At 64.6% G+C, this 15,796-nt stretch carries 13 protein-coding genes; 2 read left to right on the forward strand and 11 right to left on the reverse strand.

What is annotated here, in order from left to right; all coding sequences use genetic code 11:
- The first annotated feature begins 39 nt into the window (after positions 1–39).
- On the forward strand, positions 40–2,016 hold the full coding sequence (gene sppA / locus ACQY6T_RS10615) for a signal peptide peptidase SppA (RefSeq protein ID WP_428630754.1): 1,977 nt from the start codon (positions 40–42) through the stop codon (positions 2,014–2,016).
- Positions 2,017–2,142: 126 nt separating this feature from the next.
- On the opposite strand, the gene ACQY6T_RS10620 is transcribed toward sppA, so the two are convergent.
- The 9 genes from ACQY6T_RS10620 to mdh all read right to left on the reverse strand — a co-directional run bounded on the left by ACQY6T_RS10620 (position 2,143) and on the right by mdh (position 12,865).
- A complete protein-coding gene (locus ACQY6T_RS10620; RefSeq protein WP_428630755.1) occupies positions 2,143–3,045 on the reverse strand; it encodes an alpha/beta fold hydrolase in 903 nt (300 codons plus the stop codon).
- Between the two features lie 67 nt (positions 3,046–3,112).
- Positions 3,113–3,736: a trimeric intracellular cation channel family protein gene (locus tag ACQY6T_RS10625; protein WP_428630756.1), complete on the reverse strand. Its 624-nt coding sequence runs from the start codon at positions 3,734–3,736 to the stop codon at positions 3,113–3,115.
- A 33-nt stretch (positions 3,737–3,769) separates the two neighbouring features.
- Complete coding sequence (locus tag ACQY6T_RS10630) at positions 3,770–4,615, reverse strand: hypothetical protein (protein WP_428630757.1); 846 nt, start codon at positions 4,613–4,615, stop codon at positions 3,770–3,772.
- Positions 4,616–4,620: 5 nt separating this feature from the next.
- Positions 4,621–6,018 (reverse strand): dihydrolipoyl dehydrogenase, encoded by a 1,398-nt coding sequence (lpdA, locus tag ACQY6T_RS10635; protein ID WP_428630758.1) that lies wholly within the window; start codon positions 6,016–6,018, stop codon positions 4,621–4,623.
- A 99-nt stretch (positions 6,019–6,117) separates the two neighbouring features.
- Entirely contained in the window at positions 6,118–7,359 is a 1,242-nt protein-coding gene (gene odhB, locus ACQY6T_RS10640) for a 2-oxoglutarate dehydrogenase complex dihydrolipoyllysine-residue succinyltransferase (protein ID WP_428630759.1), read from the reverse strand.
- Between the two features lie 100 nt (positions 7,360–7,459).
- Positions 7,460–10,279, reverse strand: coding sequence for a 2-oxoglutarate dehydrogenase E1 component (locus tag ACQY6T_RS10645; RefSeq protein WP_428630760.1), 2,820 nt, complete (start codon positions 10,277–10,279; stop codon positions 7,460–7,462).
- A gap of 92 nt (positions 10,280–10,371) precedes the next feature.
- Positions 10,372–11,262 (reverse strand): succinate--CoA ligase subunit alpha, encoded by an 891-nt coding sequence (sucD, locus tag ACQY6T_RS10650; RefSeq protein ID WP_428630761.1) that lies wholly within the window; start codon positions 11,260–11,262, stop codon positions 10,372–10,374.
- A complete protein-coding gene (locus ACQY6T_RS10655; protein WP_428630762.1) occupies positions 11,259–11,849 on the reverse strand; it encodes a hypothetical protein in 591 nt (196 codons plus the stop codon). The genes sucD and ACQY6T_RS10655 overlap by 4 nt, the downstream gene beginning before the upstream one ends.
- 53 nt (positions 11,850–11,902) lie before the next feature.
- Positions 11,903–12,865: a malate dehydrogenase gene (gene mdh, locus ACQY6T_RS10660; protein WP_428630763.1), complete on the reverse strand. Its 963-nt coding sequence runs from the start codon at positions 12,863–12,865 to the stop codon at positions 11,903–11,905.
- 281 nt (positions 12,866–13,146) lie between these two features.
- Between mdh and ACQY6T_RS10665 the strand changes: the two genes are divergently transcribed.
- The gene (locus tag ACQY6T_RS10665) at positions 13,147–14,190 is read left to right on the forward strand and encodes a polysaccharide deacetylase family protein (protein WP_428630764.1); all 1,044 of its coding nucleotides are present in this window, start codon (positions 13,147–13,149) and stop codon (positions 14,188–14,190) included.
- Here ACQY6T_RS10665 and zapE read toward each other — a convergent pair.
- Together zapE and ACQY6T_RS10675 are read right to left on the reverse strand one after the other, a co-directional pair.
- Positions 14,143–15,285, reverse strand: coding sequence for a cell division protein ZapE (gene zapE / locus ACQY6T_RS10670; RefSeq protein ID WP_428630765.1), 1,143 nt, complete (start codon positions 15,283–15,285; stop codon positions 14,143–14,145). The genes ACQY6T_RS10665 and zapE overlap by 48 nt on opposite strands.
- On the reverse strand, positions 15,282–15,770 hold the full coding sequence (locus tag ACQY6T_RS10675) for a PaaI family thioesterase (protein WP_428630766.1): 489 nt from the start codon (positions 15,768–15,770) through the stop codon (positions 15,282–15,284). The genes zapE and ACQY6T_RS10675 overlap by 4 nt, the downstream gene beginning before the upstream one ends.
- Between the last annotated feature and the right edge of the window lie 26 nt (positions 15,771–15,796).

Here is a 15,796-nt window from a genome sequence, read left to right on the forward strand (position 1 = left end):
GCATTGCCAACGGCCAGCCGCATCCCTAGGTTTGAAAGCATGACCGAAACCACCACTCCGAACGATCCCGCCGGCCCCTGGGCCATCCCCGTCCGCCGCCCGCTGCCCGGCGACGACAAGCCGAAGTCGCGGAACAGTTTCCCGCGCAAGGTGTGGAACCTGCTCGTCGGGATCAAGGATGCGCTCGCGCTGATCTTCCTGCTGTTGTTCTTCGTCGCGCTGTTTGGCCTGCTCGCCGGACGTCCCAACGCCGGGCTGCCGGTTAGCGAGGGTGCGCTGCTGATCGAACTCGACGGCGTGGTCAGCGAACAGCCCGCCGAGGTCGATACCGTCACGGCGCTGTCGGGCGGCAACCAGCTTCAGGAAATCCGCGTCCGCGATGTCGTTCATTCGCTCGAAACCGCCGCGAACGACAAGCGCATCACCTCGGTCGTCCTCGATCTCGATCGGTTCCTCGGTGGCGGCCAGGTTTCGCTCGCGGAGATCGGCGCTGCGGTCGACAAGGTCCGCGCGAAGAAAAAGCCCGTGCTGGCCTTTGCCACCGCCTACACGACCGACAGCTATCAGATCGCGTCGCACGCCAGCGAAATCTGGGCCGATAGCATCGGCGGCGTAGCGATTGCGGGTCCGGGCGGATCGCGCCTTTATTACAAAGGGTTGATGGATCGACTGGGCATCACTGCGAATATCTACCGCGTCGGCACCTTCAAAAGCGCGGTCGAACCCTTCCTGCGCAGCGATCAATCGCCCGAGGCAAAAGAAGCTAATCTCGCTTATGCTGGCGTGCTCTGGGAAAACTGGCTGACCGACGTCAAAAAAGCGCGTCCGGCTGCCAAGGTCGATGCCTATATCGCCGACACTGCGGGCGCGGTGAAAGCGGCGGGCAACGATCTGTCAAAGGCATCGCTCGACGCGGGTTTGATCGACAAGCTCGGCAGCCGCATGGCGTTCAACACCCGCGTTGCAGAGATCAGCGGCGCCTATGACGACAGCAAGCCGTGGGAATATAATGCGATCCCGCTCGAAAACTGGGTCGCCGCCAACCCACCCGAAACGAATGGCCTCGCCATCGCGGTCATCCCCGTCGTGGGCGAAATTGTCGATGGCGAGGCGCCGACCGGCACCGCCGGTGGGACGACCATCGCGCAACACATCCTCGACGCCGCGTCCGACAGCAGCACCAAGGCGATCGTCCTGCGCGTCGATTCGCCCGGCGGGTCGGTGCTGGCGTCCGAAGAAATCCGCCAGGCTTTGCTCGCCGCAAAGGCGAAAAAGCTGCCGATCGTCGTGTCGATGGCCAATGTCGCCGCATCGGGCGGCTATTGGATCTCGACCCCCGCCGACCGCATCTTTGCCGAGCCCGAGACGATCACCGGATCGATCGGCGTGTTCGGCATCCTGCCCAGCTTCGATCAGGCGCTCGCCAAGATCGGGGTGACCGCCGACGGCATCGCGACGACGCCGCTGTCGGGCCAGCCCGACGTGTTCGGCGGCGTGAACGACGAATTCAATGCGCTGGCGCAGGCGAGCGTCGAGGATATTTATGCGCGCTTCACCGGTCTGGTGGCCAAGAGCCGTAAGCAGCCGATCGAGAAGATCCGCACCATCGCCGAAGGGCGCGTGTGGGCCGGCGGCACCGCGCGGCAGCTTGGTCTGGTCGATCAGTTCGGCGGTCTGCCCGACGCGCTGGCCGCCGCCGCGAAGCTTGCGAAAGTCGACGGCGATTTCCACGCCAAATATTTCGAGGACGAACCGAGCGAGTTTTCGAAAATGCTCGCCAGCTGGGGCAAAGGCGAAGAGGAAACGGCGGCGGCCCCGCGCGGCTGGTTCGGCATCGCGGCGATGAACCGCCAGCTGACCGAACGGCGGCTGATGCAGGATATGGCGATGCTGAGCGCGACGGGATCGGTGCAGGCTTCGTGCCTCGATTGCCGCGGCTACCTGCCCGCCGTGCCGCGACCCGGCAAGGCTGAAGCCAATGGATTCTTTGCTACGATGGCGTTGTTGTTGCGCTAATTGCCTCCCTCCCGCTTGCGGGAGGGGCAGCGAGACTTGCGGACTTGTTCGCTAGTCGCAGCGGGGTGGGCATCTGACAGGGTGCTGACCCAACCCTAACCCCTCCCGCTTGCGGGAGGGGAGAAATTACGCCGCCACGGCGACGCCCTTCGCATGCTCCGCGACCGCATCGGCCAGCGTGTCGACCAGCGCCAGCGGCAGGTCGTGGCCCATGCCCGGGATCGTCATCAGCCGCGCACCGGCGATGCTCGCCGCGGTGTCTTTACCGCCCGCCATCGGGACGAGCGGATCATCCTCGCCATGGATGACCAGCGTCGGCGCCTTGATCGATTTCAGCAATTCGCGCCGGTCGCCGTCGGCGACGATGGCCGCCATTTGGCGCGCGACGCCCTGCGGATACCAGCCGCGTTCGAAATCGGCGCGAACGCGGCGCTGTAAGCGTTCCTCGGCAGCCGGATAGCCGGGGCTGCCGATCACCCGTGCGGTGCGAATCGAATAGGCGATCATCGCTTCGGGATCGCCGCTCATCGGCCGGTTCGCCAGCGCCTGCATCGCTTCCTTGCGCGCACGCGGCAGGCGGCGGTTGCCCGTGGTCGACATGACCGAGGTCAGCGACAGCGTGCGACCCGGATAACGCGCCGCGATATGCTGCGAAATCATCCCGCCCATCGAGGCGCCGACGATATGCGCGCGCGCAATGCCCAGATGGTCGAGCAATGCCATGCCATCGGCGGCCATGTCGGCCAGCGTATAGGCAGGGCGCACCGGCAGGCCGATCGCCGCTTTCACAAACATCCATTTCAGGTTGGGAACCCCCGCCGCCTCGAAACGTGTCGACAGGCCGACGTCGCGATTGTCGTACCGAATGGTGCGGAACCCGTGCGCATTCAGCGCATCGACGAACTCGTCGGGCCACAGCGTCAGCTGCCCGCCCAGCCCCATCACCAGCAGGATCACGGGCGCGTCCTTCGGCCCCTTGTCCTCATAGGTGATACTGATGCCATTGGCGGTCGTCTGTTCGGTGATCATGCTGCGGGAGTCCTTTGGCCGATTTTCGCCACCATGGCGCAGTTGACGCGAACGTCAAGTCAGGCGCCTAGACGCCTGTTTTGGGATCGCGATAGGCCGGGAGCGCTAGCGACCAGCGGATCGCCGCGCCGCGCAGGATGAACCCGGCGACCGCGCCGACCACCGCCGCAACCGGGGTGCCGACGCCGAGCCACATGAGCAACAGGAACAACCCCGACGCGAGCGCCGCCGCAGTGACATAGATTTCGGGCCGCACAATGATCGACGGCACCCCGGCCAAGATATCGCGGATGGTCCCGCCGACGCACCCGGTGATGACACCCATCAACAGCGCCGGAGCGGGCGGCACCCCCCACGCCAGTGCCTTGGCAGTGCCGAACACGGCATATGCGGCCAGACCGACGGCGTCGGCCCATTCGAGCAACTGCCCCTGCCACCAGCGCTCTGGGGTCGACCACACGACCAGCGCGATCGCGATGCACACTGCCGAAATGGCTCCATCCTGCACCCAGAACACCGGCGCGCCGATCAGCAGGTCGCGCACGCTGCCACCGCCGACGCCCGTTACCAGCGCAAAGAAAGCAGCGGTCACCAGCGTCTGACGCAGCCGCACCGCCATCAACGCGCCGGACAGCGCGAACACGCCGATCCCGGCGAGGTCGAGCAGGCGGATGATCGTTTCGCTCGTCAATCGCGTTTCCCCAGATCGGCCGATGCCGTGCGATCAGTCGCGCGCAGGCAAGCCACGCAGCACCGCAATCGCCAGTCCATAACCCAGAATTGCGGCCGCGCCATAGCCCGCGAGCGGGGTCGGATAGGCTCCGATCAGCGACGCACCGGTGAAGCCTGCCCACGCCCCCGCCACTCCCAACGCGCCATCGCGATCGGATCGCCTCGTCCGAACGGGTGCGCCGATCGCGAACAGCAAGGTCGCGATGACAAGGATCCCGAGGTCCGGGTGCAGGGTCCAGCTGTCCGCGACCAAATTTTCGACAAAGCGCACCGGTGCCAAAGGATCGGGGCGAAAAGCACTGGCAATGGCAACCAGCACGACGACGACGTGTCCGGCAGCGATCAACGGGTCACGCCAACGGCGACAGTGCGACGCGATAAATCCGGCGCCGAGAGCCAGCGCGGCGGCGAAATCGGGCTGAAGCAGGAAAACCGCGGCGACGCCGGTCACCGCCGCCAGTTGCCATCGGTCGGACAGTCGCGGCAAGGCGGCGAGCATTGTCGGCAAAAGCAGCATCGCGGCGTGAAGTCGAACCGGACCGAGCGGCAACCAGCGGCGAACGCCGTCGAGGTCGAAGCCGCTGGCCAGCGTCGCCGTCATCGCGGCGAGACAAAGCGAAACGATCCAGGTTGCGCCGCGGCCGCTCAGTCGTCCGGCGGGCACCGCGAACATGACGGTCAACGCCAGCAGCAGCGACGCGGCGTTGAGCGGCAAATAGCCGGGCGGTGCGTCGTCAATCCCGAACGCCAACAGGCCGCTCGCGACGGCCGCGACCAGCGCCGACGCCGCGAGCCAAGGCGGCGGACCCGGCGTGGTCGGTTGGCGCAGCGCCGGCATCTGCGTCAGACGTGGATCGGTTTGCCGGTCACCGCCATCGCGGCTTCCTTCATCGCCTCGCTGTGCGTCGGATGTGCGTGGCAGGTGTAGGCAATGTCTTCGCTCGTCGCGCCGAATTCCATCGCGATCGCGGCTTCGGCGATCATCGTGCCGGCGACGCTGGCGATGCACCATACGCCGAGCACGCGGTCGGTCTTGGCATCGGCGATAATCTTCACAAAGCCGTCGGGCTCATGGTTGGTCTTGGCGCGGCTGTTGCCCGCCATCGGGAACTTGCCGACCTTGACCTCGCCGCGTTCCTTCGCCTGCTCTTCGGTCAGGCCGACCCCGGCGATTTCGGGCCAAGTGTAAACGACCGACGGGATGACATCATGGTTCACGATGCCGGTCTGGCCCGCGATATTTTCGGCGCAGGCGATCCCCTCATCCTCGGCCTTGTGCGCGAGCATCGGGCCGGGAATGACGTCGCCGATCGCCCAGATTCCGGGAACTTGGGTGCTGAAATCATGGTCGGTTTCGATCTGGCCGCGCGCGTTGACCGCCAGCCCGGCCTTGTCGAGCGCAAGACCGTCGGTGTTCGGGCGCCGCCCGATCGACACCAGCACGACATCGGCCTCGAGCGTGTCGGCATCACCGCCCGACGCGGGTTCGAGCGTCAGCACGGCTTTCTTGCCCTTGACCGCCGCGCCGGTAACCTTGGTCTTCAGCTTGAATTCAATACCCTGTTTCTTGAAAATGCGGTTCGCATCCTTGCGAATATCCGCGTCCATGCCCGGCAGGATCTGGTCGAGATATTCGACGCAGGTGACTTTCGCGCCTAGACGGCGCCACACGCTGCCCAGCTCGAGTCCGATCACGCCGCCGCCGATGACGACCATATGCGCGGGCACCTTGGCCAGTTCGAGCGCGCCGGTCGAATCGACGATGATCTGCTTGTCGTTGTCGACATCGACCCCCGGCAGCGGGGTCACCGACGAACCGGTGGCGATGATGATATTCTTGGCGCGATAGGTCTTGCCCGCGACCTCGACGCTGTCCTTGCCGGTGAACGCGGCATAGCCCTTCAGCCATTCGACCTTGTTCTTCTTGAACAGGAATTCGATCCCGCCGGTCAGTCCCTTGACCGCATCGATCCGCTGCGCGTGCATCGCGGGCAGGTTCAGCTTGGGGGTCACATCGATCCCCATCTTCGCCATCGCGCCATTGGCGGCGGCGTCATAATATTCCGACGCATGCAGCATCGCCTTCGACGGAATGCACCCGACGTTGAGGCAGGTGCCGCCCAGCGTCTCGCGCCCATCGGCGCACGCGGTCTTCAGCCCCAGCTGCGCCGCGCGGATCGCCGCGACATAACCGCCGGGACCGGCACCGATGACAAGGACGTCGTAGTCGTAATCAGCCATTTCAAACTCCGTTCGTCATCCCAGCGAAAGCTGGGATCGCTGGCTGCCGAGGGCGGCGCCAGGGGGATAGCGGCCCCAGCTTTCGCTGGGGCGACGGTACTATAAATCGATCAGCAACCGCGTCGGATCCTCAATCGCTTCCTTGATCGTTTTCAGGAAAGTCACCGCCTCGCGGCCGTCGATCAGGCGGTGGTCATAGCTGAGCGCCAAATACATCATCGGGCGGATCACGATCTCGCCATTGCGGACGACTGGGCGGTCTTCGATGCGGTGGAGGCCGAGCACCGCCGACTGCGGCGGGTTGATGATCGGGGTCGACATCAGGCCGCCGAACACGCCGCCGTTCGAAATGGTGAAGGTGCCGCCGGTCATGTCGTCCATCGTCAACGTGCCGTCCTTGGCGCGCTTGCCCAGGTCTGCGATCGCCTTTTCGATGTCGGCAAAGCCCATGCTTTCGGCGTTGCGGACGACGGGGACGACGAGGCCGTTGGGGGCACTGACCGCGACCGACACGTCGAGATAGTCGTGATAGACGATCTCGTCGCCATCGATGCGGGCGTTGACCGACGGGATGTCATGCGCCGCAAGCGCCACCGCCTTGGTGAAAAAGCTCATGAAGCCCAGGCGGACACCGTGCTTCTTTTCGAACGTCTCGCGATATTTGTCGCGCGTCGCCATCACCGCCGACATGTCGCAATCGTTAAAAGTCGTCAGCATCGCGGCGGTGTCCTGCGCCGACTTGAGGCGCTTGGCGATCGTCTGACGCATCCGCGTCATCTTGACGCGCTCTTCGCGGCGGCCCGGTGCACCAGATGCAGCAGGGGCAGCAGCCGGGGCAGGCGCGGCGGTCGGGGCCGCTTCGGGCGCCGCATTGGCGGCGGCGAGGACGTCTTCCTTGGTCAGGCGCCCATCCTTGCCGGTGCCTTTGATCCGGCTCGGGTCGAGGCCGTGCTCGAGGACCAGACGGCGCACTGCGGGCGACAGGGTGGTTACGCCATCGCCGCTATCGTCGGCTGCGGGCGCTGGAGCGGTCGCAGCGGGCGTGGGAGCGGCCGCTTCGGCTTTTGCGGCGGGAGCAGCTGCGGGCGCGGCGGCCTTGCCGTCACCCGCTTCGATGATCGCAATCGTCGCCCCTACATTGACCGTATCACCCACGGCAGCGACCTGCTGTCCCATCACGCCGGCAACAGGCGACGGCACTTCGACCGCGACCTTGTCGGTTTCGAGGCTGGCGATCGGCTCGTCGAGCGCGACGGCTTCGCCCGGCTTCTTCAGCCATTCGCCGATCGTCGCTTCGGTGACGCTTTCGCCCAGCGTGGGGACTTTGACTTCGGTGCTCATCGTCTCTTCTCTTTCCGTACCCCTGCGAACGCGGGGTCCATCATCAAATGTCTGGAGATGGGCCCCTGCCTGCGCAGGGGCGCAGCCCATGAATTCTAAGCTATTTATTCTTCGCCCGGCGGATTTCGGCACGGACGCTGAGGCCGAGCGCATCGGCCACCAGCGCCGATTGCTCGGTCTGGTGGCGGCTCATCAGGCCCGTCGCGGGCGATGCCGCGGCGGTTCGACCAGCATAGCGTGGCCGCATGCCTTTTTTGCCGGCGTCGGTCAGCGCGTCCTCGATCAGTTCGTTAACAAAGAACCACGCGCCATTGTTACGCGGCTCTTCCTGCGCCCAGACGACCTCTTCCAGCTTTGGCATACGCTTCAGGCGGACGCTGAGCGGCTCACCCGGGAAGGGATAGATTTGCTCGATGCGGATCACCGTCGTGTCCGTCAGGCCAGCGGCGTCGCGCGCTTCCATCAGGTCGTAACCGACCTTGCCCGAACACAGGACGACGCGTTTGACATCGCCGTCGGCGGGCGCGGTGCGATCGGACATGATGCGGCGGAAATGCGCCTCACCGATGAAGTCGCTTCGCTGCGACACCGCCAGCTTGTGGCGGAGCAGCGATTTCGGCGTCATGATGATCAGCGGCTTGCGGAACGGGCGGAGCATCTGGCGGCGCAGGACGTGGAAATAATTCGACGGGGTCGAAATATTGCACACCTGGATGTTATCGCCCGCGCACAGTTGCAGAAAACGTTCGAGCCGCGCCGAGCTATGTTCCGGCCCCTGCCCTTCATAGCCGTGCGGGAGCAGCAGCACGAGGCCGTTGGCGCGCAGCCATTTGGCCTCGCCCGACGCGATGAACTGGTCGATCATGATCTGCGCGCCGTTGGCGAAATCGCCGAACTGCGCTTCCCAAAGCACAAGGCTTTTCGGATCGGCCATCGCATAGCCATATTCGAAACCCAGCACGCCATATTCGGACAGCGGGCTGTCGAGCACTTCGAACCGCCCGTGCGGCACGGTGGTCAGCGGAACATATTTGCGCTCGTCATTCTGGTCGACCCAGACCGCATGCCGCTGGCTGAACGTCCCGCGCCCCGAATCCTGGCCCGACAGGCGAACCTGATAGCCTTCGCTCAGCAGCGTACCGAACGCGAGCTGCTCGGCGGTTGCCCAGTCGAACACTTCCTTGTCGCTCTTGTCGGCGAACATCGCGCCGCGCGCGTCGATGACACGGCGCAGCGTCTTGTGCACGTCCAGATCGCCCGGGATCGTCGTCATCACGCGGCCGATCGAATCGAACAGTTTGTCGCTGACCCCGGTGGATATATTGCGGCGCGCATTTTCTGGGTCGGCGGGCGCGTGCAAGCCCGACCAGCGTCCGGCAAACCAGTCGGCCTTGTTGGGCTTATAGCTTTTCGCCGCTTCGAAATCACCCTCGAGCCGGGCGATGAAGTCGGCGCGGCGCGCATCGGCCCACGCCGCGTCGATCACGCCTTCGGCCTCAAGCTTTTTGGCGCATAGCTGCGACACCGGCGGATGCTGGCGGATCACGCCATACATCAGCGGCTGGGTGAACGACGGTTCGTCGCCCTCGTTATGGCCAAAGCGGCGATAGCACCACATGTCGATCACGACGTCGCGCTTGAACTGCTGACGGAAATCGATCGCCAGCTTGCACGCAAAGGTCACCGCTTCGGGATCGTCGCCGTTGACGTGCAGGATCGGCGCCATCACGCCCTTGGCGACGTCCGACGGATAGGGCGACGAGCGCGCATATTGCGGACTAGTCGTGAAACCGATCTGGTTGTTGACGATGAAATGGATGCAGCCGCCGGTATTATACCCGCGGATACCCGAAAAGCCGAGGCATTCCCAGACGATCCCCTGCCCCGCAAATGCCGCGTCGCCGTGGATCAGCACGGGCAGCACCTGCTCATGCTTTTCCAGGTCGTCGCGAACCACCTGCTGCGCGCGCACCTTGCCGAGCACGACGGGGTCGGCTGCCTCGAGGTGGCTGGGGTTCGGCACCAGCGACATATGCACCGACGCGCCGCCGAACTCGCGGTCGGTCGAGGTGCCCAGATGATATTTGACGTCGCCCGACCCACCGACGTCGTCGGGGTTCGCGCTGCCACCCGAAAATTCGTGGAAGATCACCTTATATGGCTTGGCCAGCACGTTCGCGAGCATGTTGAGCCGCCCGCGGTGCGCCATGCCATAGACGATTTCCTTGACCCCGTACTGGCCGCCATATTTGATGATGGCTTCCATCGCGGGGATCATGCTCTCGCCGCCGTCGAGCCCGAAACGTTTGGTCCCGACATATTTTTTGGCGAGGAATTTTTCCCATTCCTCGGCCTCGATCACCTTGCTCAGAATGGCGCGTTTGCCCTCGACCGAAAACTCGATGATCTTGTCGGCGCCTTCCATCCGCTCCTGCAGAAATGCGCGCTCCTCGATGTCGGAGATATGCATATATTCGAGGCCGACATTGCCGCAGTAGTTCGCGCGCAGGATCGCCACGATTTCCCGAATGGTCGCCTTCTCAAGGCCCAGAGTGCCGCCGATGAAAACGGGCCGATCCTGGTCGGCGCCGACGAAACCATGGAATTCCGGCGTCAGGTCGGCGGGCAGCTCGCGCTGGCTCAGCCCAAGCGGATCGAGATTTGCCGCCAGATGTCCGCGCACCCGATAGGTGCGGATCAACATCATCGCGCGAATCGAATCCCCTGCGGCGCGCTCGACCTCGGCGTCCGGCAACGGCGCCCCGGCCTTGGCGGCGGCAGCCTTGACCGCGACCTGCATCTGCTGCGGATCGAGCGCGGCGGTCAGGTCGTCACTGTCGATCTGCGGCCAGTTTTTCGGCGCCCAGCTGGGACCGGCCTGCGGCTCGTCGATGTCAAAGCTTTGTCGTTCGAGGTTCATGGTCTTTTCCATTCTCTCAAGAGAGATGGCTCCGGGGAGGATGTTGGGAAGTAACGCCCGCCAACAACGACTGTTGCCAGCGGGCGCTTAAATCAGACGCGCTCTTTCAGCACGTCGGCCAGCGTCGTCCCCAATTCGGACGGGCTCGCTGACACGGTAATGCCGGCGGCTTCCATCGCCGCGATCTTGCTGCCTGCATCACCCTTGCCGCCCGACACGATCGCACCGGCATGGCCCATGCGGCGTCCCGGGGGAGCCGTCAGGCCCGCAATGAAACCGACCATCGGCTTTTTGCGGCCGCGCTTGGCTTCGTCGATCAGGAACTGCGCCGCCTGCTCCTCGGCGTCGCCGCCGATTTCGCCGATCATGATGATCGACTTGGTGGCTTCATCAGCCAGGAACAGCTCGAGCATGTCGATGAAGTTGGTGCCGTTGACCGGATCGCCGCCGATGCCGACCGCGGTCGTCTGACCGAGGCCAGCATTGGTCGTCTGGAACACCGCTTCATAGGTCAGCGTGCCCGAGCGCGAGACGACGCCGACGCTGCCCTTCGAAAAGATGCTGCCGGGCATGATGCCGATCTTGCATTCGCCCGGCGTCAGCACGCCGGGGCAGTTCGGGCCGATCAGCCGTGATTTCGAACCGCTGAGGGCGCGCTTCACCTTGACCATGTCGAGCACCGGAATGCCTTCGGTGATGCAGACGATCAGCTCCATCTCGGCGTCGATCGCCTCGAGGATCGAGTCCGCAGCGAACGGCGGCGGAACATAGATGCAGCTTGCGGTCGCACCGGTTGCGGCTTTGGCTTCCTCAACGGTGTTGAAGTTCGGCAGCCCGATGTGCGTCGTGCCGCCCTTGCCCGGCGTCACGCCGCCGACCATCTTGGTGCCATAGGCCAGCGCCTGTTCGGTGTGGAAAGTGCCGGTGGCGCCGGTCATCCCTTGCGTGATGACCTTGGTATTCTTGTCGATGAGAATGCTCATTTGATATTTCCATTCAGTCGGGCGGCCAAGTGGACGCGATTGCCAGGCATATATGTGCTCGAGCCCATATTGGTCGCGCTCACCAGGAACGCTTTACCGTCCACCGTCGTCGACCATTCAGGGGTGAAGTATTTTCGGGCCTTGCCCTTTTTGTCGACCGCTTCGGCCGCATTGGCCGGAGCGCCGTATTTTTCCTGCATGGCCGCGATCAGCGTGGCTTGATCGGGAAGGCCGTTCACATAGAAGACGGCGTTGCATTGCGCCTGCGGCGCGACAAAAAAGCCGTCGGTAACAGCCACCACCACCCCAGCGCCATGCCAGATCGCAAGCTCCAACGGCGGATCCTTCTTTGTGCCGGCGACCGTGAACGACTTCGGTTCGAGACGATCCGCCGCAGACAACGCAGTCGCCGCGTCACGCGGAGTTCCTGATTTGGGGAGGCATGCCGAATCGAAAAGGTCGACCATATCCATGACCGGTGTGTCCACCGGAACAGGCGGCTGTGCGGTGGGTCCACCGAATTGCAACGTCGTCGTGCGCCCCTTGTCATCGAGCCACATTGCGCCATTCTGGGCGAGCGCCGGCATCGCCGCAGCGATGCCGAGCCCTACCGCACAAGTTATCAGAAAGACCCTACCCATCAGGCGAGGCTGGGATCCAGCGCCTTGCATGCGTCGAGCAGTTCCTTGACCGCGTCGACCGACACCTGAAGGCCGGCCTTGTCTTCGTCGTCGAGGGCGATCTCGACGATCTTCTCGACGCCGCCGGCACCGATCTGTACCGGCACTCCGACATACAGGCCATCAAGCCCGTACTGGCCGTCGACATAGGCGGCGCAGGGCAGGATGCGCTTCTGGTCACCGAGATAGGCTTCAGCCATCGCAATGCCGCTCGCGGCCGGGGCATAGAAAGCCGAACCGGTGCCGAGCAGCGCGACGATTTCGCCGCCGCCGCCGCGGGTGCGCTTGACGATCGCGTCGATCTTTTCCTGGCTCGACAGGCCCATTTTGACCAGGTCGGGAACGGGGATGCCGTTGACCGTCGAATAGCGCGTCACCGGGACCATCGTGTCGCCATGGCCGCCGAGGACGAAGGTGTTCACGTCCTTGACCGACACGTCGAATTCGTCGGCGATGAAGTGGCTGAAGCGTGCCGAATCGAGGACGCCGGCCATGCCGACGACCTTGTTGTGCGGCAGGCCCGAAAATTCGCGGAGGGCCCAGACCATCGCGTCGAGCGGGTTGGTGATGCAGATGACAAACGCGTCGGGGGCGTTGGCCTTGATGCCCTCGCCGACGGCCTTCATGACCTTCAGGTTGATGCCGAGCAGATCGTCGCGGCTCATCCCCGGCTTGCGGGCGACCCCGGCGGTGACGATGATGACGTCGGCGCCGGCGATGTCGGCATAATCGTTCGTGCCGGTGATCTTCGCATCGAAACCCTGAACCGGGCCGACCTGCGACAGGTCAAGCGCCTTGCCCTGCGGCACGCCTTCGACGACGTCGAACAGGACGACGTCGCCCAATTCCTTTTGCGCGGCGAGGAGCGCCAGCGTTCCGCCGATATTCCCGGCGCCGATCAATGCGATTTTCTTGCGTCCCATGGCGCGAGGCACTCCCTTCGTGGCAAGCCCGGCAATTGGTTCACAGACCGGTCGGCACACGGGCTAAATCGCCATGCCGGTCCCAAGACTGGCGCCGCCACTACGCCGATTCCGTTAAGGAAACAACCGCGAAAAGCTCGAAAAACTGTGTTTTTTTGCAAATAGTTCGCAGTAACAATAATGACGAGCAGTGGTATAAGAGGGGGACGCGTCTCGGGTCGGGGGCCGCCCCCACCGGCGGATTAACCCTCCTTTATCGCTGGGATGATAGGCGCAGGCCGATGACGCGGGCAATCATCAGTTTCGATACCGAATTGTCGGCCGGGCTGTATCAGCGCGGCGCAGACGCCCGCGCCAATTTCGAAAGCTCGATCCTCGGCCGCTGCCGTGAGGGCGATTTCGGCATCCACTTCCAGATGGACATGCTCGAACGCCATGGCTTGACCGGGGTGTACTTCGTCGATCCGATGCCGGCGCTGGTTTACGGCCCCGAAGTCATCCGCGCGATCGTCCGCCCCATCGTCGAACGCGGGCACGAAGTGCAAGTGCATATCCACACCGAATGGCTGGCCTTCGCCCGCTTTAACCCCGCCGGCCGCCACACCGGACGCAACATCGGCGACTTCCCCCTTACCGCACAAAAGAAACTGATCGCGCTCGCCCGCGACATCCTGGTCGGCGCCGGCGCCCCGAAACCGATCGCGTTTCGGGCCGGAAATTTCGGAGCGAACGACGACACGCTGCGCGCGCTGGCCGCGCTCGGCTTTCGCTTCGACAGCAGCTTTAACGGCGCCTATCAGGGCCATGGCTGCTCGATCTCGCTCGATGCGGGCAATCTGGGCATGCGCGAGCACCATGGCGTGGTCGAAGTGCCGGTCAGCGGACTTATGGATCGCGCCAGCCACTTTCGCCCCGCCCAGCTGTGCGCGATGTCCGAAGAGGAAATGCGCGACGCGCTCGATCACGCCGCGGCCAGCGGCGCGATCCAGTTCTCCGCGTTCAGCCACAGCTTCGAATTGCTCAGCCGCGATCGCCGCGTCGCCAACCGCCTCGCCATATCACGGATGGAGGCGCTGTGCCGCGCGGTTGCCGACGATCCGCGCGTGACCAGCGGCGGGCTTGCCACCCTGCCCGCGCCGCCCGCGCGTCCGGCGCGAATCCATGTTCCCGCCCCGCGTCCGCTGCGTACCCTGCGCCGGGTCATTCAACAGGGGTTCGGGCATCTTGCCCATGAGGTGCGCTATGTCCGCGACGTCATCGCGGTGACGATCAACTCGTCACGTTGGGGAAAGATTGCCAGCGGCGTCCTGCTGGCCATGGCCTAGCGCCAGATAGTCGTCGGACTGCATTTCCGCGAGCCTACTCGCCGTCCGCTCGAACTCGAAAGCGCCGTCACCCGCGACATACAGCGCATCGGGCATCGCCGCCGCGCTGGCGAGCAGCTTGACCTTATTTTCATAGAGCGCGTCGATCAGCGTGACGAAGCGCGCCGCCTCGTTGCGGTTCTCCGGCCCCATGCGCGGGATGCCAACGATGATCACGGTGTGAAAATGCCGTGCAACCGCCAGATAGTCCGACGCGCCGCGCGCCTCGGCACACAGGCGCTTGAACGAAAACACCGCGACGCCCTTCAGCGCCTTTGGCACGTGCAGCAGCCGCCCCCCGCCCAAATCGAGATCCAGGGTCGGGACATGCGCGCGGTCCTCAGGCGGATAATCGGTCAGCCGGAAAAAGGCGCCCGACAGAGCCGCGCTCGCCGCCTCATCCGCGGGAACAAACCAGCGCGCGCCATCGCCCAGCCGGTCGCGGCGATAATCGGTCGGGCCGTTCAATCCCATCACATCGAGCTTCGCCTCGACCAGCGCGATGAAGGGCAGGAAATGCTCGCGGTTGAGACCGTCCTTATACAGGTCGGACGGCGGGCGGTTCGAGGTTGCGACCACCGTCACGCCGCGGTCGATCAGCGCCGTAAACAGGCGCGAGAGGATCATCGCGTCGGCGCTGTTGTTCACCACCATCTCGTCGAACGCCAGACAGCGGACGTCGGCGACCAGCGCGTCGGCAACCAGCGGGATCGGATCGCCCGCGTCGCTTTTCCGCACCTCGCGCATCCGCGCATGGACGTCGAGCATGAAGGCGTGGAAATGGACGCGCCGTTTGCGCAGGATGTGCAGCTGGTCGTAGAACAGGTCCATCAGCATCGACTTGCCGCGCCCGACGGCACCCCACAGATAGACGCCGCGCGGCGCCTCGGGCTTGCGACCGGTCAGCCGCCACAGCAGGCTGCCGCGCGGCGGCACCGCTTCGAGTTCGGCCTGCAACAGGTTCAGCCGTTCGGCCCCGGCGCGCTGTTCGGGATCGGGCCGCAACTCGCCGCCCGCGACCAGCGCATCATAGGCCGCGAGCACCCCCGTCGTCATTTGCTCGCCTTGCGGATCGTGCCCGCAAAGGTGAGCACGATGTGCTCGTCGCGCTCACCCTGCACCACCAGCCCGCGCAGGAAGATCAGCCGCCCGGTCTCGCGGACCAGCTCGACCACCGCGTCCAGCGGCTCGCCGACCCGCCCCGCGCCGACAAACTGCGTCGACAGGTCGAGTGTCACCGAATGGCCGGCGTTAAGCGAGCCGAACTGGTGCGACGCGGCGAATAGCGCGATGTCGACCAGCGCCAGCGTCACCGCGCCATGAACATTATCGCCCAAATTGCTGTGCTTGCGTTCGGGGATCATGCGCACCCGCGCGCAGGGGCGGCCATCCGCCGTCGGCGGCTCAACGCGCACCGTCAGCGGCTCGATAAAGCTGTTGAACCGGCTCGCGTCGTTGAGATTCCAGCTGAGCCAACCATCGTCGAGCACTTCGGCGCTGAAATGGTCGCGGCGCGTCGGTTCCTCGATGCCGTCGTTCATTCTCTGAAAGTTCCGTTCTGTTCGAT

Origin of the sequence: Sphingopyxis sp. (assembly GCF_965279725.1) — a bacterium.
Taxonomy (GTDB): Bacteria; Pseudomonadota; Alphaproteobacteria; order Sphingomonadales; family Sphingomonadaceae; genus Sphingopyxis.